Annotated in this window: 28 protein-coding genes and 1 pseudogene; 7 read left to right on the top strand and 22 right to left on the bottom strand. The window is 66.2% G+C overall.

Features of this window, described 5'->3' with window-relative positions; all coding sequences use genetic code 11:
* Window positions 1–328: 328 nt before the first annotated feature.
* The 6 genes from LVB87_RS06055 to LVB87_RS06030 form a co-directional block, all read right to left on the bottom strand.
* Entirely contained in the window at window positions 329–2404 is a 2076-nt protein-coding gene (locus tag LVB87_RS06055) for a TonB-dependent receptor (RefSeq protein ID WP_232899994.1), read from the bottom strand.
* Between the two features lie 34 nt (window positions 2405–2438).
* Entirely contained in the window at window positions 2439–3644 is a 1206-nt protein-coding gene (locus tag LVB87_RS06050; RefSeq protein WP_232899993.1) for an EAL domain-containing protein, read from the bottom strand.
* 75 nt (window positions 3645–3719) lie between these two features.
* Window positions 3720–4022 (bottom strand): carboxypeptidase-like regulatory domain-containing protein, encoded by a 303-nt coding sequence (locus LVB87_RS06045; protein ID WP_232899992.1) that lies wholly within the window; start codon window positions 4020–4022, stop codon window positions 3720–3722.
* A gap of 113 nt (window positions 4023–4135) precedes the next feature.
* Window positions 4136–4426 carry a carboxypeptidase-like regulatory domain-containing protein gene (locus tag LVB87_RS06040; RefSeq protein ID WP_232899991.1) on the bottom strand — a complete coding sequence of 97 codons (291 nt, stop codon included), beginning with the start codon at window positions 4424–4426 and terminating at the stop codon, window positions 4136–4138.
* A gap of 73 nt (window positions 4427–4499) precedes the next feature.
* The gene (locus tag LVB87_RS06035; RefSeq protein WP_232899990.1) at window positions 4500–5318 is read right to left on the bottom strand and encodes an NRDE family protein; all 819 of its coding nucleotides are present in this window, start codon (window positions 5316–5318) and stop codon (window positions 4500–4502) included.
* The gene (locus LVB87_RS06030) at window positions 5318–7219 is read right to left on the bottom strand and encodes an ABC transporter ATP-binding protein/permease (protein WP_232899989.1); all 1902 of its coding nucleotides are present in this window, start codon (window positions 7217–7219) and stop codon (window positions 5318–5320) included. Before LVB87_RS06030 ends, LVB87_RS06035 begins: the two co-directional genes overlap by 1 nt.
* A 59-nt stretch (window positions 7220–7278) precedes the next feature.
* Here LVB87_RS06030 and LVB87_RS06025 point away from each other — a divergent pair, with 59 nt between their 5' ends.
* The 4 genes from LVB87_RS06025 to LVB87_RS06010 are packed head-to-tail and all read left to right on the top strand — an operon-like array spanning window position 7279 to window position 8613.
* Entirely contained in the window at window positions 7279–7563 is a 285-nt protein-coding gene (locus tag LVB87_RS06025; RefSeq protein ID WP_232900491.1) for a DUF4031 domain-containing protein, read from the top strand.
* Between the two features lie 32 nt (window positions 7564–7595).
* Window positions 7596–7850 carry a DUF3297 family protein gene (locus LVB87_RS06020; protein ID WP_232899988.1) on the top strand — a complete coding sequence of 85 codons (255 nt, stop codon included), beginning with the start codon at window positions 7596–7598 and terminating at the stop codon, window positions 7848–7850.
* A gap of 22 nt (window positions 7851–7872) precedes the next feature.
* Window positions 7873–8247 (top strand): YciI family protein, encoded by a 375-nt coding sequence (locus tag LVB87_RS06015; protein WP_232899987.1) that lies wholly within the window; start codon window positions 7873–7875, stop codon window positions 8245–8247.
* Between the two features lie 12 nt (window positions 8248–8259).
* The gene (locus LVB87_RS06010) at window positions 8260–8613 is read left to right on the top strand and encodes an HNH endonuclease (protein ID WP_232899986.1); all 354 of its coding nucleotides are present in this window, start codon (window positions 8260–8262) and stop codon (window positions 8611–8613) included.
* Here LVB87_RS06010 and LVB87_RS06005 read toward each other — a convergent pair.
* The 4 genes from LVB87_RS06005 to LVB87_RS05990 all read right to left on the bottom strand — a co-directional run bounded on the left by LVB87_RS06005 (window position 8603) and on the right by LVB87_RS05990 (window position 12176).
* Window positions 8603–9364 (bottom strand): ABC transporter permease, encoded by a 762-nt coding sequence (locus LVB87_RS06005; RefSeq protein WP_232900489.1) that lies wholly within the window; start codon window positions 9362–9364, stop codon window positions 8603–8605. The genes LVB87_RS06010 and LVB87_RS06005 overlap by 11 nt on opposite strands.
* Before the next feature lie 2 nt (window positions 9365–9366).
* Entirely contained in the window at window positions 9367–10296 is a 930-nt protein-coding gene (locus LVB87_RS06000; protein ID WP_232899985.1) for an ABC transporter ATP-binding protein, read from the bottom strand.
* Window positions 10297–10534: 238 nt separating this feature from the next.
* Entirely contained in the window at window positions 10535–11641 is a 1107-nt protein-coding gene (locus LVB87_RS05995; RefSeq protein ID WP_232899984.1) for a diguanylate cyclase, read from the bottom strand.
* Window positions 11642–11696: 55 nt separating this feature from the next.
* Window positions 11697–12176, bottom strand: coding sequence for a hypothetical protein (locus LVB87_RS05990; RefSeq protein WP_232899983.1), 480 nt, complete (start codon window positions 12174–12176; stop codon window positions 11697–11699).
* Between the two features lie 161 nt (window positions 12177–12337).
* Here LVB87_RS05990 and LVB87_RS05985 point away from each other — a divergent pair, with 161 nt between their 5' ends.
* Window positions 12338–12886, top strand: coding sequence for a DUF3016 domain-containing protein (locus tag LVB87_RS05985; RefSeq protein WP_232899982.1), 549 nt, complete (start codon window positions 12338–12340; stop codon window positions 12884–12886).
* 9 nt (window positions 12887–12895) lie between these two features.
* Here LVB87_RS05985 and LVB87_RS05980 read toward each other — a convergent pair whose 3' ends face one another.
* From LVB87_RS05980 to LVB87_RS05955, 6 genes are all read right to left on the bottom strand, one after another.
* Window positions 12896–14812 carry a PAS domain-containing sensor histidine kinase gene (locus LVB87_RS05980; protein ID WP_232899981.1) on the bottom strand — a complete coding sequence of 639 codons (1917 nt, stop codon included), beginning with the start codon at window positions 14810–14812 and terminating at the stop codon, window positions 12896–12898.
* A gap of 169 nt (window positions 14813–14981) precedes the next feature.
* Entirely contained in the window at window positions 14982–15413 is a 432-nt protein-coding gene (locus LVB87_RS05975) for an EF-hand domain-containing protein (RefSeq protein ID WP_232899980.1), read from the bottom strand.
* A gap of 122 nt (window positions 15414–15535) precedes the next feature.
* Window positions 15536–15976, bottom strand: a complete 441-nt coding sequence (locus LVB87_RS05970; protein WP_232899979.1) for a hypothetical protein — start codon at window positions 15974–15976, stop codon at window positions 15536–15538.
* A 5-nt stretch (window positions 15977–15981) separates the two neighbouring features.
* Window positions 15982–16308: a PilZ domain-containing protein gene (locus tag LVB87_RS05965; RefSeq protein WP_232899978.1), complete on the bottom strand. Its 327-nt coding sequence runs from the start codon at window positions 16306–16308 to the stop codon at window positions 15982–15984.
* Window positions 16309–16351: 43 nt separating this feature from the next.
* On the bottom strand, window positions 16352–16984 hold the full coding sequence (locus LVB87_RS05960; protein ID WP_232899977.1) for a PIN domain-containing protein: 633 nt from the start codon (window positions 16982–16984) through the stop codon (window positions 16352–16354).
* Between the two features lie 49 nt (window positions 16985–17033).
* Window positions 17034–18326: an aminopeptidase gene (locus LVB87_RS05955; RefSeq protein WP_232899976.1), complete on the bottom strand. Its 1293-nt coding sequence runs from the start codon at window positions 18324–18326 to the stop codon at window positions 17034–17036.
* A 98-nt stretch (window positions 18327–18424) separates the two neighbouring features.
* Between LVB87_RS05955 and LVB87_RS05950 the strand changes: the two genes are divergently transcribed.
* A complete protein-coding gene (locus LVB87_RS05950) occupies window positions 18425–19030 on the top strand; it encodes a DNA-3-methyladenine glycosylase (RefSeq protein WP_232899975.1) in 606 nt (201 codons plus the stop codon).
* On the opposite strand, the gene ltaE is transcribed toward LVB87_RS05950, so the two are convergent.
* The 6 genes and pseudogenes from ltaE to LVB87_RS05920 form a co-directional block, all read right to left on the bottom strand.
* Complete coding sequence (ltaE, locus tag LVB87_RS05945; protein ID WP_232899974.1) at window positions 19027–20043, bottom strand: low-specificity L-threonine aldolase; 1017 nt, start codon at window positions 20041–20043, stop codon at window positions 19027–19029. The two genes, LVB87_RS05950 and ltaE, sit on opposite strands and share 4 nt — an antisense overlap.
* Before the next feature lie 122 nt (window positions 20044–20165).
* Window positions 20166–20444: pseudogene (locus LVB87_RS05940) on the bottom strand (addiction module antidote protein); the annotation flags it as partial.
* Window positions 20445–20446: 2 nt separating this feature from the next.
* Window positions 20447–20746 (bottom strand): type II toxin-antitoxin system RelE/ParE family toxin, encoded by a 300-nt coding sequence (locus tag LVB87_RS05935; RefSeq protein WP_232899973.1) that lies wholly within the window; start codon window positions 20744–20746, stop codon window positions 20447–20449.
* 84 nt (window positions 20747–20830) lie between these two features.
* Window positions 20831–21838, bottom strand: coding sequence for a hypothetical protein (locus LVB87_RS05930; RefSeq protein ID WP_232899972.1), 1008 nt, complete (start codon window positions 21836–21838; stop codon window positions 20831–20833).
* Between the two features lie 182 nt (window positions 21839–22020).
* Window positions 22021–22608, bottom strand: coding sequence for a hypothetical protein (locus LVB87_RS05925; protein ID WP_232899971.1), 588 nt, complete (start codon window positions 22606–22608; stop codon window positions 22021–22023).
* 34 nt (window positions 22609–22642) lie between these two features.
* Window positions 22643–22921 (bottom strand): DUF4242 domain-containing protein, encoded by a 279-nt coding sequence (locus LVB87_RS05920; protein WP_232899970.1) that lies wholly within the window; start codon window positions 22919–22921, stop codon window positions 22643–22645.
* A gap of 150 nt (window positions 22922–23071) precedes the next feature.
* On the opposite strand from LVB87_RS05920, the gene LVB87_RS05915 reads away from it, so the two are divergent.
* On the top strand, window positions 23072–23335 hold the full coding sequence (locus LVB87_RS05915) for a hypothetical protein (RefSeq protein ID WP_232899969.1): 264 nt from the start codon (window positions 23072–23074) through the stop codon (window positions 23333–23335).
* The last annotated feature ends 17 nt before the right edge of the window (window positions 23336–23352 follow it).

Genomic DNA, 23352 nt, shown 5'->3' with positions numbered 1-23352 from the left:
CTCATAGACGTGGCGAGCGACCCACTCGGGCGGACCGATCCCGTGGATCGGATAAGGCTTCCACCCGCCTTCCGTCGGCTCCGGCACGGGCGGCGGAGGCGTGCTCGTTGGCGAACAGACCGTATGCCCTTCGGAGTTGACGTTGCACTCCTGCTCTGACTGCAGCGCGTGTGCCGACCCTGCGCACGCCAGCCACCCCATCACGATCCATCCTGCAACTCGCATGCGCCGAAACGTTCCTTCATTCGAAGGACGGGAGCGTCCGCAATGTCACCCCCGCTTGGAGATCAGCCGGTTCGATTCGTCGCGACGAAAAATCTCGTTTCGCTCAATGCCACCGCCATTCGAACCCGATCGTCGCGCCCCGCCCCGGCGCAGGTTCGTAATAACGCCGGTTCGCTTCATTGACGATCACCGAACCCGCATACATGCGATCCCCCAGGTTGTCCACGGCGAGGAACACGCGTCCGTCGCCGTCGCCTGCCGCGAAGCCATAGCCCGCGCTTGCACCGAACACCGCATAAGGCGGCGCGCTTTCGTCATCGAAGTTGTTGACGCGGACGGCACCAACATAGGCGCCTTCGATGCGCGCATGCCAGCCGACATCGCCGCCCCACTTCACTGCGATTTGCACGGCGCCGCGGGGCAAACCAGGGATTCGCGAATTGGCAGGCACCGGCACATCCGGCGTCGTGCAAGGCGTGGAGGCGCACGCGAGGAAGCCATCGGTGAAGCGCGCATCCAGCCAAGTCAGCGCGAACTCCGCCTGCCACGCGCCGCCCAGCGGCACGTCGCCGGAGAGTTCCAGACCCGTGCGCTCGGCACGGCCGGCGTTCTGATACGTCGTGCGACCACCCGCGCTCGTGTTGACGGTGAGCTCGTCGTCGGTCGATGCCTGGAACAGCGTGAACTCCGTGCGCATGCCGCCGCGCGCGAATTTCAACCCCGCTTCCATGCTGCGCGTTTGCGCGGCCTGCAACGCGAAGTTGAGCCCGCTTCCGCCGTCGCTGCGGTACTGGAGTTCGTTGAAGGTGGGCGTTTCGAAGCCTTCGCCGTAGGCGGCATAGATATCGATGGCATCGTTCGCGCGCCAGCGGATTCCGAACACGGGCGAAGTGGCGGTGTAGGTCACGCGGCCGCTGTCGTCGGGGTTGGCGTCGGTAATGTAGGCATCATCGGAGCGGAAGCGCACACGGCTGTGGCGCACGCCGGCCGTGAGCGACCACGCATCGCTCGGTCGCCACGTGGCTTGCAGGTAGGGATCGAGGGCATCGACGCGATCGGTCTGGTCGGCGCGCATTGCGCCGCGCACGCCGAGGGTGTCGCCGACGAAATTCTCGTAGCCGAGACGGTCCTGCCGTTGCTGGTCGTAGGCGAGCCCCGCGACCCAGGCGAAGGTCGCGCCCGGCGCGCCATCGCTCCAGCGCACGTCGACGCCCGAATACGGCGCATGCAGGTCCACCACGCCGCCGCTGCTCAGCGGATTGCCTTGCGTGGACACCGGCACGGCGAGGAACTGTTCGATGTCGCGACGGCCGGCGTAGGCCATCGCGCGCAGGCCGCCGTGTTCGATCACGGTGCCGACCTGGCGCTGTTCGACTGACTTGCGCGTGTTGAACAACAGCGCATTCGGCGAGGCCTGCGTCGGATCACGTTCGAACTGCGCGCGATCCAAGCCGAGCGGGTCCTGCGCGTGTGGCGCGTCCAAGGTGTCGAGGACGAGCGACGCGTGCGTGGCGTCCCCATCGAACACCAACTTGCCGTGCAGCAGTGTGCGTTCCGCTGCCGAGTGATCGCGAAACCCGTCGGTCGCGAAATGCTGAGCCCCGACGAGCCAACCGAATGCACCGCGCTGGTCGTTGCCTTCGATCGACACGCGCCGCGACGCATCCGCACCCATCGCGCCCGTGACGCGCGCACTTCCCGGCGACGCCGGATCGTCGGTGAACACCTGCACCACGCCACCCGACGCATTGCCGTAGGACACCGAGAACGGCCCACGCAACACCTCGATGCGACGCGCGAACTGCAAAGGCATGTGCGACACCTGCCCCTGCCCGTCCGGCATGGTCGCCGGCACGCCATCCAGATACAGGCGCAGACCGCGAATGCCGAAACTGGCGCGCGTGCCGAAGCCGCGGATCGAAATCTGCTCGTCCTGCGCATAGTTGTGACGGTCGCGCGCGAGCAGCCCGGGCACCGTGGCGAGCCGCTCGGACAGCGTCGCGCCGAGCGCGTCCGTGCGGCCGTCGCCGCGTTCGATGACGCTGACCGACGCGGGCACGTCACGCGCGGGCTCCGCCAATCGCGTCGCCGTGACCTGCACCCGATCCAGGATCGTGGGCGTGGCCGTCTGCGCGAAGGCCGCGGCCGGGGTCAATGCGAGGATCAGGAAGACACGCATGCCGCGACGCTATCGCAGTCTGCGTGATCGAGGCTCAGGCGATCGCCGGGTGCGTGGGCGACAGGCCCTTCGCAGCATCTCCCGAGAGCACCGCCGCCTCAGGTTGCGCCTGGCCGATCAGGTACCCCTGCGCATACCGCACGCCCATCCCGCGCAGCGCCTGGAGTTGCTCGATCGTCTCCACGCCTTCGCACACCACCGACGCGCCGATGCCGTGCGCCATCGCCACGATCGCCCGCACGATCGCCATCGCGCGCTCTGAATCGAACATGTGCCGCGCGAAGGCCTGGTCCACCTTCACGAACTCGAAGTCGAGCTTGTGCAGGTGCGTGAGGTTGGAATACCCGGTGCCAAAATCATCCAGCGCGAAGGGAATCCCGTGCGCGCGGCAATGCTGCATCACCGCCGCGACCGGCGCGTAGTCGAGCATCCGGCTTTCGGTGACTTCGAGCTTGAGCGTGCCCGGCGGCAGCTTCGCCTGTTCGATGCGCGCGACGATCTGGCGCGCCATGCCCGGTTCCACCAACTGCCGCGCCGAAAGATTCACCGCGATGCTCGGCAGCGGCGACACTCCGGCGTCGCGCAACGCGACGAGTACTTCGATCACACGATCGAGCACGTATTCGCCGACCGGCACGATCAGCGAGGTCTCTTCGGCGAGCTTGATGAACTCCGCGGGCGAGACCGCGCCGCGATCCGGCAACTGCCAGCGCACGAGCGCCTCATAGCCGCGCACCGTGCCTTCGACGATGTCGTGGATGGGTTGGTAGCGCACTTCCAGCGTGCGGTTGTCCAGCGCGTCGCGCAGCCGTGCTTCCAGGCGGATCTTGTCCAGGCCTGCGCGCTCTTCGTGCGATTCGGTGGCCAGGTCTTCCGCGGGCAACTGCACTTCCGCAGGCAACGCGGCAAGGATGCTGCGCGTACGGCGCAACAGGCTCAGCACGAGCGTATGCACGATGGGGTCGCCGCTTTCCAGGCGTTCCAGGAACTGGTCGTGGTCGATGGCGAGCAGTTGCGTATCGCCACGCGCGGTGGCGGTGGCGCTGCGCGGCTGTCCATCGAGCATGCCGAGTTCGCCGATCAATTCGCCGGGGCCCAGCACGCCATGGTGGATGGTGCGTCGGCCCTGTTCGGAACTCAGTTCGATCGAGCCGCGTTCGACGAGCCACGCGCAGTCGGACGGATCGCCCTGGCGATACAGGACTTCGCCCGGGAACAATTCTCGGATGATGCTGCTCATGCCTGTCTCCCCCTCAGAAGACATGGTGGAACGACGCTCCCGGAAAGGAACGTGGATCGCCTTGCGAACCGGCCGTTACTTCACCCGCGCCGTGGTGCCGAGCTGCACGGTGATCTGCTTCGGGTTGTCCTTCGTGCCGTCGGCATGCGTGACGCGCACGATGTAGACGCCCACGGGAATCCTCGAGAAGTTGTACTTCCCGTCTTCCTTCAGCGTGGTTTCGCGTTTGACGCCCGTTGCGGGCGCTTCGATGCTGACCGTGTCGCCCGCCTTGCCATCGCCCATGATGCCGCCGCCCGAGTACTGGGCCAGCGCACCTGGGGCGATCAGTCCGGCGAGCATGAGGGCGAACGCGAAACGCGTGCCTTGCGTGGCCATGGGACACCTCCCTCACGTGGGGGACGTGCCAAAAATTCTACGCCCGCTTGGTGTGCAAAAAGCGAAGGGCGCCCCTTGCGAGGCGCCCTCCTGAAACTGAACAGCGCTGTCGCTTACTGCACGCGCGCGGTGGCGCCGACGACGACGCGGACCTGCTTCGGCTGTTCGGTCTGGCCGTCGGCGTGCTTCACCGTCACCACGTAGGTGCCCAGCGGCACGCGGCGGAACTGGTACTTGCCGTCGGTTTCAACGGTGATTTCGCGATGCACGCCAGTTTCCGGCGCCTTGATTTCGATGCTGTCGCCGGCCTTGGCGATACCCATGATGTTACCGTCGGCCTGCTGGGCGTTCGCGCCGAAGGCGATCGCGGAGAGGGCGGCAAGGGCGAGGAACTGACGCTTCATGATGTTTGACTCGTGGGGGTGGGTTGCGGCGCGCATTCTATGCAGCACCACCCCGCTCAAACTGTGCCGAAGGTCATCGGGGTGTTGCACCGTTCACACGCGGTGTTCCAGCGAAAGGCAGTTGCGCGAATGTGTCGCCTTGCTGTAGCGCGTCCGGCCCGAAGCGGCGTTCAGCGAAGATGAATCCGTGCGCATCGGCAAGCACGATGGTGCTGCAACGCGTGCCATAACGCGCGCCGCGCACGAACGGTGGCGACAACATGCGTTCCAGTTCCAGGCCCACGCCCGTGTCCGGCAAACGCGCATCGGGCGCGGGCGTGGTGTCGGCGAGTGCGTCGAACAAAGATGCCAACACGCCCGTTTCGATCTCGCCTTCGCTCGCGGGAGACGCGAGCCACGCTTCGAGCGCGCGCGTTGCGCGTCCGCTCTTCGGCCATGGCGCATCGAAGGCACCGTTGGACATCGCATGCACGCCTGCATCGACAGGCTTGCGATCGAAGTGCGGATGATTGGTGCCGAAGTGCAAGGCCTCGCCGTCCCAGCACAACAGGTTGAAGCGACCGAATTGCGCAGCATCGGGTGCGAGCGCTGCGATGTAATCCGCTGCACTGCCCTCGCCCGTCGCAAACCCGCGCACCAAGCCACCACGCGAACGCGGCGACGCTTCGGGATTCGTCCCCGCGCGCACGTTGGTCACCGCGGTGAAACGCTTGCGCGTGGAGACGAGCAACCAACTGCCGCCCTGCTCCAGGTCGCGTCCACCGAAGACGTCCGCATGCGTCGGATCCTGCGCGGCCGGCGCCGCGGGCCGGCCATGGAATTCGTCGCGGTTGGCGATCACCGCGAGCCGCCAGCGCGGATGCACCTTGTACGCGACGGCGATCAGGCACATCAGGCGCTCGCCTCGCCGTGCTCGAGCGCTTCGGCCTGGCGCTCCTGCTGCTGCAGCTTCCACATCTGCGCGTAATGGCCCTGCCGTGCGATCAGGTCGGGATGCGTGCCGCGCTCGACGATGCGACCTGCATCCATCACCAGGATCTCGTCGGCATCCATCACCGTGGACAGGCGATGGGCGATGGTGAGCGTCGTGCGACCGAGGGCGATGCGATCCAGCTCGGATTGGATCGCCTTTTCCGAACGCGAATCGAGCGCCGAGGTCGCTTCGTCGAAGATCAGGATCGCAGGATTCTTCAGCAGCGCACGCGCGATGGCCACGCGTTGCTTTTCGCCACCGGAAAGCTTCAGGCCGCGCTCGCCCACTTCGGTGTCGTAACCGTCCGGCAGTCCGGAGATCAACTCGTGGATGTGCGCCGCGCGCGCGGCATGTTCGACTTCCTCGCGCGTCGCACCCGGCCGGCCGTACTCGATGTTGTAGTAGATCGTGTCGTTGAACAGCACCGTGTCCTGCGGAACGATGGCGATGGCCGCACGCACCGAATGCTGCGTGTAGTCGCGGATGTCGCGGTCCACGCCCGCCGCGTCGGTGATGGCGATGCGGCCGCCGTCGACGTCGTAGAAGCGATAGAGCAGGCGCGCGAGCGTTGACTTGCCGGACCCCGAGTGCCCCACCACCGCGACGGTCGCGCCCGGCGCGATGCTGAAATCCACGTCGCGCAGGATCTGGCGGCGCGGGTCGTAGGCGAAGCGCACGCGTTCGAAACGCACGCTCGGTTGCGTGGCATGCAGCGGCACGGCGTCCGCGCGATCCTGCACGTCCTGGCGCTCGTCGAGCAGGCCGAACAGGCGCTCGAGGTTGGTCATCGCCTGCTTCACTTCGCGATACATCATGCCGAGCATGTTCAGCGGTGCGGAGAGCTGCAGCAGGTAGGCATTGACCAGCACCAGGTCGCCGACGGTCATGTGGCCCGCCACCACGCCCGCCGCCGCGCGCCACATCATCGCGGACACGCCCAGCGCGACGATCGCGGTCTGCCCGAGGTTGAGCACCGCGAGCGTCTTGCGGCTCATCACCGACGCGTTTTCCAGGCGCTGCAGGTTTTCGTCGTAGCGGCGCGCTTCGTGCTCCTCGTTGCCGAAGTACTTCACGGTCTCGTAGTTGAGCAGCGAGTCCACGGCCCGCTCGTTCGCCTTGGTGTCCGCTTCCACCGCGGCGCGGTAGTAGCGCGTGCGCCATTCGGTGATCGAGACGGTGAAGGCGACATATGCGATGAGCGTGACGAACGTGATGCCGACGAAGCCCCAGTCGTAGTAGTACGCAAGCACCGCCGTGACCATCGCGATCTCCACGATCGTCGGGACGATCGTGTACAGCGTCCAGTCGAGCAGGTCGGAGATGGCGGTGCCGCCGCGTTCGACGTCGCGCGCCACGCCGCCGGTGCGGCGCGCCAGGTGGAAGCGCAGGGACAACGCGTGCAGGTGGCGGAACACCTGCAGCGTCACGCGCCGTGACACACGCGCCATCACGCGCGCGAACACGACCTGGCGCAATTCGGTGAACAGCGTGACCGACACGCGCGAGGCGCCGTAGGCGAGCAACAGGCCCACGGGCAGCACGAGCAAGCTCTTCGGCATGTTCAGCCCGTCGACGAGCTGCTTGAGCACCATCGGCACCACCAGGTTGGCCAGCTTGCCGGCCAGCACCAGGGCGAGCGCGAAGGCGATGCGCGCCGTGAAGGGCTTCAGGAACGGCAGCAGCGTGGACAACACCTGCCAATCGCCGCGCGCGCCCTGCGCCCGCGCGACGGGCGCGCTGCCGGCGACTTCATCGGGGGCGGCCGCGATGTCGTCCGAGGCGATGGGCGGCGGGGTCGGCGTTTCGTCGGGGCTCTGCATGGGTGGGGATGTGGCGGCGCGGTGGACAAGATGCAATGCCGGCGGCCATCCTGCGCCGCATGACGGTCTACGTCGACAACGCGGTGACCCTCTGGCGCGGCCGCCGCTGGGCGCACCTGATGGCCGACACCCTGGACGAGCTCCATGCGATGGCGCAGGCGCTGGGCATGCCGCGCCGCGCCTTCCAGGACAAGACCAGCGGGGCCCACTACGACGTGGATGCCGAGATGCGTGAACGCGCGATCGTCCTCGGGGTCGTCGCAATCTCCCGCCATGCGGACCGCGAGCTGGTCCACCGCGTGATCGCGCGGGCCAAGGCGCAAGGGCGCGGCGAGGCGCCGTAGAATGCGGGCTTTCCAACCAAGCACCGCCCGCCATGACCGACACGCCCCCCGACCACCTCTCCAACGACCCGCGCAGCAAGTTCCATGACGCCTCCGCGCTCGAGCGCGGCATCGGCATCAAGTTCAACGGCGTGGAGCGTCACAACGTCGAGGAATACTGCATCAGCGAAGGCTGGGTGCGCCTGCCGGTGGGCAAGTCGCTGGACCGCCACGGCCAGCCGATGACGATGAAGGTGAAGGGCAAGGTGGAAGCCTGGTTCCTTTCGCCGACCGAACAGCAAGACTGATCGCACGCCACGGAGTCCGCCGATGCAGTTCCTGCTGCTGGTCTACACCGACACCGAATTGATGGACGCGCTGCCGCCCGGCCGTTACGACACGATGATGAAGTCGTGCCTGGAACACGCCGACGAACTGCAGCGCGACGGCACGCTGCTCGGTTTCCAGCAACTGGAAGCGCCGTCGACGGCGCGCGCCGTGCGCATCCGCAACGGCAAGACCAGCGTGATCGATGGTCCGTTCGCGGAGACGAAGGAATTGCTTGGCGGCTTCAACCTGATCGAAGCCGACGACATCGAGGAAGCCGTGCGCATCGCCGCCGAATTCCCCTGGGCGCAGACGGGCTGCATCGAAGTGCGCCCCGTGCGCGACATCGACATCGTGCGCAAGCGCGTGGGCGCCTGATCGACGGCAGCCATGGCCAACAACCACAAGCTCCGGCGCTTTCGAAAGGTCGCGGCGCGTCGCCAGCAACACCGCTGCCACTACTGCAACGCGCCGATGTGGTCGAAGAACCCCGCCGGCTTCGCCGAACAACACGGCCTGCGTCTGGAAGACTGCGGCCATTTCCAGTGCACCGCGGAGCACATGGTGGCGCGTCGCGACGGCGGCGAGGAACGTCGCAACATCGTCGCCGCGTGTCGTCACTGCAACATCGCGCGCCACGAAATGGAGCAACCGCTCCCCGCCGACCTCTACCGCGAGCACGTCCAACGGGAAGTCGCGGCAGCGCGCTGGTTCACGGCGACCCTGCTCCGCTTCACGCCTTGAGCTTGTAGCCCGTTCGGAAGATCCACCACACGGTCAGCAGGCACAGGATCAGGAAGCCGACGATTGCAGCGGCGCTCAATCCCACGTTGACGTCCGAGATGCCGTAGAAACTCCAGCGCATCCCGCTGATGAGATACACCACCGGATTGACCAGCGTGAACGTACGCCACGGCTCGGGCAGCATGTCGATCGAATAGAACGCGCCGCCGAGGAAGGTGAGCGGCGTGATGATCAGCAACGGGATCACCTGCAGGCGCTGGAAGCTGTCCGCCCAGATGCCGATGATGAAACCGAACAGGCTGAAGGTGATCGCCGTGAGGAACAGGAAGCACAGCATCCAGAACGGATGCTGGATTTCGTAGGGCACGAAGGCCCGCGCCGTGACCAGGATCAGCACGCCGAGCATCAGCGACTTGGTCGCCGCCGCACCGACGTAGCCGATCACCGCCTCCAGGTAGGACACCGGCGCCGACAGCAGTTCGAAGATCGTGCCCGACCACTTTGGCAGGTAGATGCCGAAGGACGCGTTGGAAATGCTCTCGTTGAGCAAGGACAGCATGATCAGCCCGGGGATGATGAAGGCCCCGTAGCTCACGCCACCCACGTCGCCCATGCGCGAGCCGATCGCCGCGCCGAAGACGATGAAGTACAGCGACGTCGACAGCACCGGCGACAGGATGCTTTCCAGCGTCGTGCGGAATGTGCGCGCCATCTCGAACCTGTAGATGGCCTTGATCGCATGGGTATTCACGATCATGCCGTTTGCCTCACCAGGCTGACGAAGATGTCCTCGAGCGAGGTCTCGCTCGAATGCAGGTCCTTGAAGTCGATGCCTTGCTCGTTCAATCGACGCAGCAGCGGCGCGATGCCGGTTTCATCCGCCTGCGTGTCGAACGTATAGACCAGCGATTGCCCATCCTCGGACAAGGACAGCGGAAGATCCGCCAGCGCATCCGGAATGCGCTCGAGCGGCGACTGCAACTGGATCGCCAGCTGCTTGCTGCCCAACTTGCGCATCAGGCGCGCCTTCTCTTCCACGAGGATCAGCTCGCCCTTGCGGATGACGCCGATGCGATCGGCCATCTCCTCCGCTTCTTCGATGTAGTGCGTGGTGAGGATGATCGTCGTGCCCTGCTCCTGCAGCCTGCGCACCATCTGCCACATGTCGTGGCGCAGTTCGACGTCGACGCCCGCGGTGGGTTCGTCGAGGAACAGGATCTCCGGTTCGTGCGCGAGCGCCTTGGCGATCAGCACGCGGCGCTTCATGCCGCCGGAGAGCGCCATGATCTTCGAATCCTTCTTGTCCCACAGCGACAGGTCGCGCAGCACGCGCTCCAGGTGCGCGGGATCCGGCTTCTTGCCGAACAGGCCACGGCTGAAGTTCAGCGTGGCCCATACGGTTTCGAAGGTGTCCGTCGACAGCTCCTGCGGCACCAGCCCGATGCGGCTGCGCGCCGCGCGGTAATCGGGACCGATGTCGTGTCCGTCGACATGCACCGTGCCGGAACTCGCGTTGACGATGCCGCAGATGATGCTGATCAGCGTCGTCTTGCCCGCGCCGTTCGGGCCGAGCAGCGCGAAGATTTCGCCACGGTGGATGTCGAGGTCGACATGCTTCAGTGCCTGGAAGCCGCCAGCGTAGGTCTTGCTGACGTTGCGGACGGTAACGACGGAGTCGGCCATCCGCGGATCGTACAGAACTCGCCCGGCATCGTTCATCCCAGCTCGCCGACACTCCTGGCGGCACGAGGGGCGAACATCTGGCGGAGGAAACGGGAAAGAGCGGCGATGACACCGCGGCGTCGATTCGAGCGCATGGTCGACCTCGTTTGGGGGAGAACGGGGACGACCAAGGCTAGAGGCAGATGGCGACAGCGATAAGACTGGATAACGCGGAATCACCGTCCCGCATTCGGGGCAATCACACGACCGAACGCACCACCACGCGATTGCGGCCCTGCGCCTTGGCCGCATACAGCGCGCGGTCGGCGGCATCGATCAAGTGCTCGGGCGAAACGGCCTTGGTGGGGCGCACGGCGCTCACCCCGGCACTCACGGTCACGTAGGGCGCCACCTGCGAATTGGTATGCGGCATCGCCACGGCTTCCACTTCGCGCCGGATCCATTCGGCCAGCGTGGAAGCGGCCGTGAGGTCGCGTCCCGGCAACAGCAACACGAGCTCCTCGCCACCGAAGCGCGCGACGAGATCATCGGGCCCGTCGGCAAAGCGCGTGCAGATGCGCGCGAGTTCGCGCAGGCATTCATCGCCGTACAAGTGTCCGTGCGCATCGTTGAGCGGCTTGAACGCATCGGCGTCGACGAGCACCAGCGCCAGCTCGCGGCCTTCGCCCTGCAGCCATTCCCACTCGGCCGCCAGGCGCTGGTCGAAGCAGCGGCGGTTCGCAATGCCGGTCAGGCCGTCCATCATCGACAGCAGTTCGAGCTTGCGATTGGCCGTTTCGAGTTCGGCCACCACGCGGGAGAGATGGATCGCGCCGGCGACCTGCACCGCGATCGCGTCGAACACGCTGCGCGCCTGCGCATCGAAGAAATCCGCGCGCGTGGTTTCGATGTTGAGCACGCCATGCAGGCGCGCACGATGGCGGATCGGCACCAGGTATTCCGACAGCACGGCCGGGTTGCCCGGCACGTAGTCCGGATCCGTGGCGACGTCGGTGATCAGTTGCGCCTGCCCGGTGCGCGCGCAGCGCCCGGCCGCACCGATGGTCACCGGCCAGTTCGGCGCGAGGTCGGTCGAGGACAGCGCAAGTTCGCCGGCCCACACCTCCTGGATGAAGGTGGTGCCTTCGTCGTCGAGGAGGATGATGCTGGCGATGCCCACGGGCAGGTTGCGCACGAGGCAATCGACGATGTGGCGCAGCACGGCTTCGAGGTCTTCGCCTTCCAGCGCCTCGCGCGAGACTTCGGCCAACAGCTCGGTGAGCCGGGCGCGGAAGCCCCCTTCGGCCACGACGTCGTCCGCCGGGCCCGGGTGCTCGCTGTAGGTGTCGCCCTCCGGACCGGCCATCGCCTCCCCCCAGGGATCGCTGGGGGGCAGTCTAGCCGGGCCGGAGGCGCGTGGATCAACCGCCGCCGGATTTCAGCTCGCCCAGGTCCAGGGCGTCGTCGCCGTTGGTGTCCAGGATGTGGAAGGCCTTCTCCGCGCCGCGATTGAGTTCTTCCTCGGTGAGTTCGCCGTCGTTGTTCATGTCGATGCGACGGATGCGATCGGCCGGGGAGAGCATGCCTTGTTGCTGCGGCGCGCTCGCGCTGGAGAGTTCGTCGGCGCTGACGCGATTGTTGTGGTCGGCATCGAGGTCGCGGAAGACGTTGCGCATGGCGTCTTCGTATTCGTCTTCGCTGATCGTGCCGTTGCCGTCCTTGTCCATCGCCGCCAGGCGCTGCTCGGCGCTCTGCGGCAAGCGCACGGACGCAGGCACGGGGTTGTTGGTGCGCGGCGTGGTGGTGGTCGGGTTGTATTGCCCGTGCGCGGCGCAGGTCCCGATGAGCAGGGAACCCAGGGCCAGGGCCATGCCGAAAACGCGGATCGCAGCGGTGTTCATGACGCACTCCGGTCGGGGGAATCGCGGCAGGCTGGACCCGTGTTCATCAAGCGGCCGTCAAGACGCTGAACCCGGCAATAAGGACGGCCGGGGCGCGTTGAACCCCGGCCCGCCCGGACACACACTCTTGTATGCGTCCCCCGCGTTTCCGGAGTCCCGCCATGAAGTCCCATCGCCTCCTCAGCCTGGCCCTGGCCGGGGTGCTGACCGCCTGTGCCACGGGCGGGATCACGCGGGTCACCGATCCTGCCCTGCCCCACGCCGTCGGCGAAGGCACCCCCGTCACCGTCTCCTGGACCGACCCGGCGCAATTCACCGAGATCCGCTACAGCACTAACCCCAGACTCGCCTCCGAAGGCGATTGGGTGGTGAAGCTCGCCGACTACATGGCCGCGAGCACCGCACGCGCGGTCCCCGCAGGCGACAAGGTCGACGTGCAGATCCTCGACATCCAGCGCGCGGGGCAATACGAGTGGAGTTACGGCGCGACGAGCGACCTGCGCATCCTGCGCGATACCTACCCGCCGCGCATCCAACTGCGCTTCCGCCACCTGGATGCGAACGGCAACGTGGTCGCCGAAGGCGATCGCAAGCTTGCCGACCTCGCGTACCTGATGAGCCCGCCGCCGCTGCCCTCGTCGGACACGCTGCGCTACGAGAAGCGGATGATCGACCAGTGGGTGCGGCGCGAATTCGTCACGCGGCGCTGAGGCCTTCGATCAATCCGGGAAGATGCGCACGAGCGCGTCGGACAAGGATTCCGGTGCGAGCGGCTTGGTCAGGTATTCGCTGAAGCCGGCGTGGAAAGCGGCATCGCGATCGGACTCCTGCCCGTAACCCGTCAGCGCCATCAGCGGCAACGATTCCCCGAATTCCGCGTGGATCAGGTGCGCGAGCGCCATGCCGTCGATCTGCGGCAGGCCGATGTCGAGGATCGCCAGGTCCGGGCGTTGCGCGCGCATCGCTTCGAGCGCGGCATGCGCGTCATGCGCGGTTTGCGTGCGGTACCCCATCTGCTGCAGCAGCGCCGCCAACGTGATGGCCGCATCGCGGTTGTCATCGACCACCAGCACGCTGCGCGCCCGTGCGGCCGCAGCATCCACAGTCGCCGTCACGCTCGCGGTCGGCGCCTTGACCAAGGGCAGGCGCACGATGAATTCCGCGCCCTTGCCCAGGCCTGCGCTGTACGCACTGACCTCGCCACCGTGCAAGGTCACCAACTGCTGCACCAGGCTCAGGCCCAGTCCGAGCCCGCCCTGCGAGCGCGCGGCATCCTGGTCGCCCTGCACGAACAGGCGGAAGACATCGCGCAAGCGATGCGGCGCGATGCCCGGCCCGTTGTCCAGCACGCTGAATTCCACGTAGGGCCCGCTGCAGCGCAGCGTTGCCGCAATCGTTCCGTTGCGCTGGGTGAACTTGGTGGCGTTGCCGATCAGGTTGCTGGCGATCTGCAACAGGCGCGTGCGATCGCCCGCGACCCAGGCCGGCGCCGCGGAAGCATCGAGCGTGAGCGCCTGCGCACGGCTGCGCGCGAAGGGCTCGCTGGTTTCGATGGCTTCGCGCAACACGTCACCGAGTTCGACCGGTTGCATGTCGAGGTGGATCTTCCCCGCCGTGATGCGACCGACGTCGAGCAGGTCGTCCACCAGGCGCGTCATCTGTTGCACCTGGCGCGCGATCACGTCGCGGCACATACGCAGGCGCTCGGATTCGAGTGGCTCCAGCTGCATGATCGAAACGGCGTTGGAGATCGGCGCAAGGGGATTGCGCAGCTCGTGCCCCAGCATCGCCAGGAAGGTCGTGACGCGACGGCCTTCGTCTTCCAACGCCAGCACGCGGCGCTTGTCGGTGAGATCGCGCGTGACCTTGGCGAAGCCGATGTGCTTGCCTGACGCGTCGTACAGCGCGGTGATCACGACGCTGGCCCAGAAGCGCGTGCCGTCCTTGCGCACGCGCCAGTTCTCGTCTTCGCAACGGCCTTCGGCCAGTGCGATTTCCAACTCGCGTTCGGGCCAGCCGCTGGCAACTACCTCCGGCGGGTAGAACACCGAGAAGTGCTGGCCGATGATTTCTTCCGGGGTGTAACCCTTGGCCTGTTGCGCGCCGATGTTCCAGCTGGCCACGTGGCCGGTAGGATCGAGCATGAAGATCGCGTAGTCGCGCACGCCTTCCACCAGCAGGCGGAAGCGTTCCTCGCTCCAGCGCAACGCGACTTCCTGCTCGCGGCGCGTGGTGAGGTCGCGGGTGATCTTGGAGAAGCCGAGCAGCTGCCCGTCGTCGTCGAGCAGGCGGGTGATGACCACGTTCGCCCAGAACCGCGTGCCGTCCTTGCGGACGCGCCAGCCTTCGTCTTCGAAGCGCCCGGTTTCGCGGGCCATCTTCAGTTCGTGGTCGGGCCAGCGCCGTTCGATCTGCTCGGGCGGATAGAAGGCCGAGAAGTGGCGACCGATGATCTCGTTTTCGTCGTATCCCTTGATCTGTTGCGCGCCGGCGTTCCAGCTGCGCACATAGCCCTCGGGATCGAGCAGGAAGATGGCGTAATCGGGCACTGCGCCGACGAGGCGGCGATAGATGGCGTCGTCGTGCTTCCAGTCGCGCGCGTCGGCCGGACCGGTCGTGGATGTCTGGTGCGGCATGGCGTTCCCCCTGCCCCGCATTGGACCATCGCCCACGTTAATCTCCCTTCACACGAAGCCGTGCGCCGTTCCGCATCGAGGCGGAACGGCGCAGGCCCATCGTTTGCTTCAGCCGCCGTTTCGGGAGTGGGTCGGGTCGGCTGGCTTGATCCAGTCAGGTCAGATCAGGTCAGTGATGGTCCTTGGCGACCTGCACCTTGGCCTTCGCGGCGTTCATCTCGTCCTTGGACACGCTGCCGTCCTTGTTGCTGTCCATCGCCGTGAACATGCTCGCCGCACTGGCGTCATGCTCGGCGGCGGAGAGCTTGCCGTCGCCATCGGTGTCCATCTCCTTGATCATGTCGGCGGAGGACATCTTGTCCATGTGCTCGCCGCCCATCTTGGTGCGGGACGCATCCATCTCGGCGGCGGTCACGAAGCCATCGTGGTCGGCATCCATGTCGTTGAAGCGCTTCGTCGCAGCGGCGGCGTGTTCGGCGCTGCTGACCGAGCCGTTGCCGTCGGTGTCCATGGACTTCCATCGATCCTGGCCCGGGCCGTGAGCGAAGGCGACGCCGCTGGTCATTGCCAGGAGTGCAAAAAACAGGGTCTTGCGAGTCATGCCACCACCTCTCTCTGGAAAGAGCCCGGAGGGTGCGCCGCGTTTCGTTACTCGTTCGTCAATTCACGCGCCTTGGCTCATCCATGCGGAACGGGATGATTCAGGTCGCTGACTGCGCGCGTTCAGTCGGGCGTGCCGTAGTCGCCGATCGGGGGCGCGGCTGGCACGTCTTTGTCGTCGACGCGATGCGCCTGCACGTTGCGCACGACGGCGTTGTCCGGATCCACGCGCAGCGTGCCCGACAGCGCCGTATCGCTGACCATCGTGTAGGCCCAGGTGCCCGAGGTGTTGCCGTGCGTGAAATGTTTCGACGCACTGCGGTCGCCGTTGGCGAGTTGCATGTCGAGCGCGCCCATCGGTTCGCGCTTGCCGGCGATGATCTTGTCGGCGTACAGGTACGCGTGTTGCGCATCGTGGCGCACGAAGCGGTAGACGACGACTTCGTTCTTGCAGGCGGCGCGGGCGCCCGGCGTGCAGGTCGACGTGCCCGTCCATGTGCCGATGAGCGCCGCGGGCGAGGCCTGCGCAACGCCCAGCGCGAGCACCGTTGCAAGGAGCAGCACGCGCTTCATTGTCGCGGCCCCAGCGAAGCGAACAGGTCCTTGATGTCGGCTTCCTGCGCCGGATCGAATTCCACGCCGAGGTCGTCCAGGCCCACGCGCGTGACGTGCCCGCGCAGAGTGATCGACTCGTGCTTGTCTTCGTTCTCGAAGTAAAGGCGCAGCGCCGCACCGTTCTCCGGCGACCAATGCTGCGGCAAGGTCACGCGCGCGCCGCCGAGCGAGAGGTCGAGCAGTTGCGCGTCGAGCTTGTGCCCGTTGGGACGCACCAGGATCGCGCGCACCACTTGCTGGCGCGGGTATTTGCGGCGGTCGTCGTACTGTTCGTCGGCCATGGCGGGCGACCCTAGCGCTGGGGGTGTGAAGCCGTCGAAAGGCTCAGGCGGCGTAGGTGATCTTCTTGCCTTCGACCTTCAAGGTGCCGGCGCGTTGCAGGGCCTCCAGCATCGCGTCGATCTCGCCCTCGGCGAAGGGCTGCTTGAAGCTGGCGAGCGAAGAACGCAAGGTCTTCACTGTCCCGGGTCGCGCTTTCTTCATCTTTTCCAGCCGCTCGACGACTTCCTGGAAGCGGGGCGGCGTGGCCACCTTCTTTGCAGCGCGCTTGGCAGGCGCCTTGACGGCGGGCTTCGTCGCTTTCGCCGCCGCCTTGGTCGCTTTCGCGGGGATGGTCGTCACGCGCTTGCACGCGATGCCCTTGGTTTCCAGGTGCTTGATCAGCGGGTCGAACCCCGTATCGCGCGAGACGATGACGAAGCGCGCATCCGGGTGCTCGGTGGAAAACTTGCCGATGTAGTAAGCGATATGGAAGTCGAGCGCATCCTTGCCGTTGCCGACGATCGGGATGTAATCGCCATGGACGCCGAAGGGCTGCAGCTCCCTGGCCAGCACGACATCGACTTTGGTCTGGTGCTGCCCATGGAACACGCGCACCTCCCACTCGCCCGGCTTCAGCGCACCGAGGCTGGCGGGCTGCACGTTCTCGAAATCGACGAGCAGGTACTGGCGCGGCATGGCGGGCCCTTCGTGGAGGACCCGCCGAGTCTAGCGCCCGAAGCCGAACTCAGAGCTTCAGCGTGCCGCCTTCGATGATCGGCTTGCCATCCAATGTCACGGTGGCGCCCGGCAGCGAAACCGTCTGGCCGTACGGCACGTTGTTGTTGCCGCCCGCCCAGGTATTGCCCCCCGTGCCGACGCTGATCGTGCCGGCGGGCACCCAGTTGCCGACCGCGCTGCTGGCCGGCAGCTTCACGCTGGGATTGATGCCGAGGTCGACGAAGGAGAACTCGTCCTTGCGCGGATCGCTGACCGCGTCGTATTCGGCCTTCATGTCCGCGAAGCCCGGGCCGTCGCCGGTCATCGAGGTCATCTTGCCGTCCTTGAAGGTCAGCGTGAGGTTGTCGATTTCCTTGCCGCGATAGAACGACTTGGAGTTCACCAGCTTGCCGTTCGCGGTGCCCGCCACCGGCGTCGTGTAGACCTCGCCCGCAGGCAGGTAGGCCGCGTTCGCGGCGCCGCCGGCCTTCATGTCTTCGGCGGAGATGATGCCGTCGCTCACCAGGATCGGACGGCCCTTGATCTTCACCGTCAGGTCGGTGCCGTTCGGATGCGTGAGCTTCACTTCATCGCCTGCGGCGAGCGCGGCCTTCACTTCGCCGCCGCGCTTCTGCAGGTCGGCGTAATCGATGTTCACGCCGTCCCAGAAAGTCTTCGCCAATTCGTCTTCGGTCATGCCGAAGCGTGCGGCGCGCCAGGGCGTGGGATACAGGTTGTTCCCGAGCTCGATGTTGCGCACGTTGTTCTTCAGGTACAGCTGCGCGAGGCCTTCGTTCGCCTTGCCGCGCGCGGCCATGCGCTTCGGATCGGCGCCTTCGAACAGGTTCTCGCTCATGCCGTTGCCCAGCGAGATGACCACGTTGACGATGCTGGCGAGTTTGGCGTCGAGCGCGTCGGCCTGCGTATCGTATTTTTCCGGCACGTCGAAGAACATGCGCTTGGAGAGACGATCGCTGCTGTGCAGGATCATCGGGAACGCACCGACGCTGCGCACGGCGACGGCGAGGTCTTCTAGCAATTCGGCGTCCTGCGGGCGGCCGTTGATCAACACCACCTCGCCTTCCTTCACGCTGGCGTTGGCGACGACGCGCTTGGCGAGTTGGTCGAAATCGGTCGGGGCGGGCTTGGCGGCCGCTTCACCGCTGGTGGAGGCGGGCGCGGCGGCGGCGGTGGCGGCGGGGGCCGGGGCGGCGGTGGATGCGCCGGCTGGGGTTTCCGCAGAAGGTGCCGGCTTGTTGCACCCGGCGAGTGTGGTGACGAGCGCGGCCGCCAGGGCGGCCGCAAGATGCTGGCGTGTCATGACGGAATCCTCTTGGCCCCAAGGGTGGGCGAAAGGGTGAACGCCGGTGGCCGCGGGCGTCGGCCGACCGTCGGTCGGCGGGCGCTAGACTCAGCAGCATGCCGACGCGTCGCACCCGACTGCCCCGCGCGTTTTATCGTCGCGAGACCACGCTCGTTGCGCGGGACCTGCTGAACAAGGTGCTCGCGATGCCCGACGGGCGCGCGGGACGCATCGTCGAAGTCGAGGCCTACCTGGCGGGCATCGATCCTGCGGCGCACACCTATCGCGGCAAGACGCCGCGCAACGCCACGATGTTCGGCGAGCCGGGGCATCTGTATGTGTACTTCACTTACGGCATGCATTGGTGTGCGAATGCCGTGGCGTGGGAGAAGACGCCGGGTGCGGGTGTGTTGATTCGCGCGTTGGAGCCGATCGCGGGATTACCGGAGATGCATGACGCGCGCGGCGGTGTGTCCGAGCGCTTGTTGTGCAGCGGGCCTGCGCGTTTGACGCAGGCGCTGGGGATTGCGGGGGCGCTCGATGGCGCCGATCTGGTGAAAGGCGATGGGCCGCGCATCGTCGATGACGGGATGCATCCGCCGCTGCATCCGATCGCGACGCCGCGTGTCGGCATTCGCGTGGGAACCGAACACTTGTGGCGGTTCGTCGTTCCGGGCAACGTGCATGTGTCGCCGGCGCGGGTGAAGGCAGTGCAGGTTTAACCCTTGAACGCGCGGAACACCTCGATGGTGCGCGCGATCGCCGCGTCGTCGATATCCAGGTGCGTCACCATGCGGATGCGCGGCATGTAGCCGATCGACATGCGGACCTTGGCGGCGTCCATGTGTTTGCGGAAGGCTTCAAGGCGTTCGGCCGGTACGTCGATGAACACCATGTTGGTGTGGTGCGCGGCGACTCGGACGTGTTCGAGGCCCTTGAGACCCTCTGCGAGTTGCGCGGCGCGGCGGTGATCGTCGGCAAGGCGCTCGACGTGATGGTCGAGCGCGTAGATGCACGCGGCGGCCAGCAGGCCCGCCTGGCGCATGCCGCCGCCGGCGACCTTGCGCCAGCGACGCGCACTGTCGATCAACGCCTTCGAACCCAGCAAGACCGAGCCGACCGGCGCACCGAGGCCCTTCGACAAACAGACGGACACGCTGTCGAAATGCTTCGTGATTTCGCGCGCCGGAACGCCATCGGCGACGGCCGCGTTGAAGAGGCGCGCGCCATCGAGATGCAGGCCAAGACCGCGGCGATCACACAAGGCACGCGCGTCGCGCAAATAGCTATGCGGCAACGCCCGACCATTCCAGGTGTCTTCCAGGCACAGGATCTTGGTCCGCGCGAAATGCGGATCGACCGGCTTGATCGCGCCTTCGATCGCCGCGAGCGACATCGTGCCGTCGTCGTTCTGCGGCAGCGGCTGCGGCTGGATCGAACCGAACACCGCGGCGCCGCCGCCTTCGAACTTGTAGGTGTGCGCGTCCATGCCGACGATGTATTCGTCGCCGCGCTGGCAATGCGCGAGCAGGCCGACGAGGTTGGCCTGCGTGCCGCTGGGCGCGAACAGGCCCGCTTCGAAACCGAGGTCGGAGGCGAGGCGTTCCTGCAATGCGTTGACGGTGGGGTCTTCGCCGTACACGTCGTCGCCGACGTCGGCGCGCAGCATCGCCTCGCGCATGGCGGGGGTGGGACGGGTGACGGTGTCGCTGCGGAGGTCGATGGGGGTGGTCATTTCTTTCGCTTCGAAGTTTTGGTCGCGGGGCGCGGGGCGCGCTTGGCGGCGAGGCTGGCAACCGGACGGACAGGAGCTTTGCGAACAACTCGCTGTACTACAACTGGCGACTCCATCGCCTCGACAGTCAGTCGATAACCGAGGGCCTGGAGGACCTTCCAGACAGTGGCGAAGCTCGGATTGCCGAACTCCGACAATGCTTTGTACAGGCCTTCCCGCGTCAGCCCCGTGTCGCGCGCCAACTGGCTCATGTTTCGCGAGCGCGCGACAGTGCCGACGGCGTGCGCAAAGAATGCAGCGTCTTCGGGCGCTTCTTCCAGGCACGCGAGGAGATAGCCGAGGCGATCCTCCTCCGAAACAAGGTGGCTCGCGGTATCCCAAGGTAGCGTTTTGGTTGCCATGCTCATTCTTCCAGTCCTGCCGCCAACCCGCGCGCCCGGCGGATGTCCTGCTGCTGCGATGCCTTGTTGCCTCCGCAAAGCAATAGGATGACGTGTCCGTTTCGATACGTGTAATACAACCGGTAGCCAGGCCCAAGATCCAGCTTGAGCTCCGCGATTCCGCCCGTCAGCACGCGGTGCTGTCCAGCGTTGCCGTGGGCCAACCGATCGACGCGTGCTTCGATCTGCCGCTTCGCGGCTCGATCCCGCAACCTGGCGAACCAAGCCGCAAAGGTCGGCGTTGTCCTGATGGTGTAGAGCATACACCGACTGTGAAACAGGGTTCACAGCCGATCAATACGGTGGGATCGATGCGCGCCGTTTCTCTTCGCGAATAGGACAACGGCTCAGGGCGCCGCCAACGCCGCCTCCAACACCTTCCCCCGCTCCTCCAGGAATGCCAGCACCTGCTTGCGCTTCTTGAACGATCGCATCTCTGCAATGACATCGATCGATGCATGCGCCACCCCCGGCGCCGGCTCAATCACGATGGACTGCATCTCCGGCTCCAGCGCGAGGAACGCCTGCCATTCGCAGAACGCCTCGTCGGGTTTCCACGACGCGACGGAATCGAGCACCCCGGTGCCACCATACAAGGCTTGCAGGTCTGCGGCGAATCCCGGATCGCCCGCCGCGTGGCGTTGCGTCCCACACACCGGCTCGCGTCCGAAGCACGTGCGGGTGCGCGCAGCCTCCACGCGCGAAGAAGCGAACGCGAAGTCGCCGTTGTGGCCGTTCTTCGGCGCGGCGTCGAAGATAAGCGCGGGAATCGAGGGATCGCGCCAGGTATCGTCGTCTTCCCCCGCACCCGGCAGCCCAATCGCAGCAGGCGTCGCATACGACTGCAGGAAATGCCCCAGCTCGTGGTGCAGGATCTTCAGCAATACCCCGACCGGCCCGCGCAGGCTTTCATCCGCGCCTGGCCGCAGCGTCACGTGCACTTCCGGCCCCTTCGGCATGGGCGCGTAGCGATGCTGCGCAATCAATGTCTTGTTGCGATGCTCGCCGCCGCCGGCAAGCGTCTGGAAACTTTCGTAATACGCCTGGTAGGTCTCGTAACCGTGCTTCGCATCGACGCCGAAGGCCGCCACGTTCGCCGCCACCAGATAGACATCCTTGCCATCGGCATCCTTCACGCCCAGGGACATGCCGTTGACGGGACTGCCGACCAGGATTTCGAGTCGCTTGAGCTTCGGGCTCAGTAGCAGCCGGCGCATCAGCGGCGTGCTGTGGCGAAAGGTAGCGACCAGCGTGTCGCGATAGGACGCAAACGTCGGTTCGTCAGGCTTGCAGGCGTACTGGAACGGCCCCCTGCTCTCCGCGTCGCCAAAATCCGAGTGGTCGCCGTCCGTCACGCACAGGAACGGCCCATTGATCGCCACGGCGGGTTGCTTGTCCACGGCAGGCAGGCGATAGGACGAAGTGCTTTCGAGGCGCGCGCGGAATTGCGCGACCTCCGCATCCGTCGGTGCATCCGCACACGCCACCGCACTCGCCGCGCATAACACCAGCGCAACGATCCCCCTCCCCCGATGCTTCATGTCGGCGCCGCCTCCGTCTGGATCCCCATCAAGCGTTTGTGCACCGGCTTCCCATGATCCGTCACCAGCAGCACGCCGCAGAATCGCAGATCCTCCGCCAGCGACGCCAGGTGCTTGTCCACATCCGTCGTCAACACCTGCACGTCGAATTCGTCCTTGTCCCGCCGCTGCTCGAGCAAGGACACCTGCAGGTTGGTGCGGAAGTCGAGGAAGGCCTGCAGCCGTCGCACGTCATCGAAGAACTGCGCAAAGATCACGCGCTCATCCACGTTGCGGCACAACTGCGTGAACTGCCCATGGCTCGCGTACCACACCGCCGTTTCCAAGTCGGCATGCAGCATCGCCGGGCAGCGCGGCGTGCCGAGCAGGCGCAACAGGCGCTTCGCTTCCGCGGTGTTCTTGATCACGCTGCTGACAATGGAGTCGAAGACGCGATCGAACTCGCCCATCACCCGCGCTTCTTCCTCGGCCGCGTCCTGGACGCGCTTGCGCCGCTCGAACACCAGCGCAAGCCACACGCCCACGAACACCCCGACGATCCCCGACAGCGTCTGGATGGTGAAATCCCACACCATTGCGGTCATGGGATCGCCCCCTCGGCGTGGCGTTGGGCCGGGATCAGAGGGTCTCGGCCGTCGTCGGGTCGATGACGTGGGCCACCTGGAACACGCGCGTCACCGGGAAGCCGCCGAGGCGGCCGTGCTCGCGCACCATCTCTTCGTCCGGCGCCACGTAGACGCAATGCAGGTGATTGCCGGTGACATAGCTCTCGACCCACTGGATCTCGGGGCCGAGCTGGCGCAACACACCATTGGAACGCTTGGCGATGCTCTGCAGTTCGGCCGACGTCAGTTGGCCGGCACCGGGAACCTCGCGTTCGATGACGAACTTGGGCATTGGACTCACCTTCGGTCTTGAGGGACCCATGTGCCGGACACAACGGGAATCGCCGCTGCGTCCGGCCCGCCGTCCATCGCATGCCAATAAATAGGCAATCGGCGTGGATCGGTTCGACAGGATGGGACCACCCCCACCCGGAGTCGTTCCATGAAACGCGCCCTGCTGCCGATGTTGCTGCTGCTCGCCCACCCCGCCTTCGCCGACACGCTGGCCATCGGGCCGCATGTGCTGGTCGACGGCGATCCCTCGGGCAAGGCGCGCCAGTTGCTCGGCAAGCCGGACAACGTCGTGCAGAACGAGAACCGCTTCGGCGCGATGTTGAGCGAGACCTGGGAGTGGTACCGCGACGGCAAGACCATCCGCATCGAGATGCGGGACGGGAAGATCGAGGCGATCAGCGAGGCGCGGTGAGGTGCGCCTCGCGTCAA

Source organism: Lysobacter sp. KIS68-7 (assembly GCF_021284745.1).
Lineage (GTDB): Bacteria > Pseudomonadota > Gammaproteobacteria > Xanthomonadales > Xanthomonadaceae > Noviluteimonas.
The sequence above is the reverse complement of the archived record's forward strand: the minus strand, read 5'-3'. Positions and strand labels throughout refer to the sequence as shown.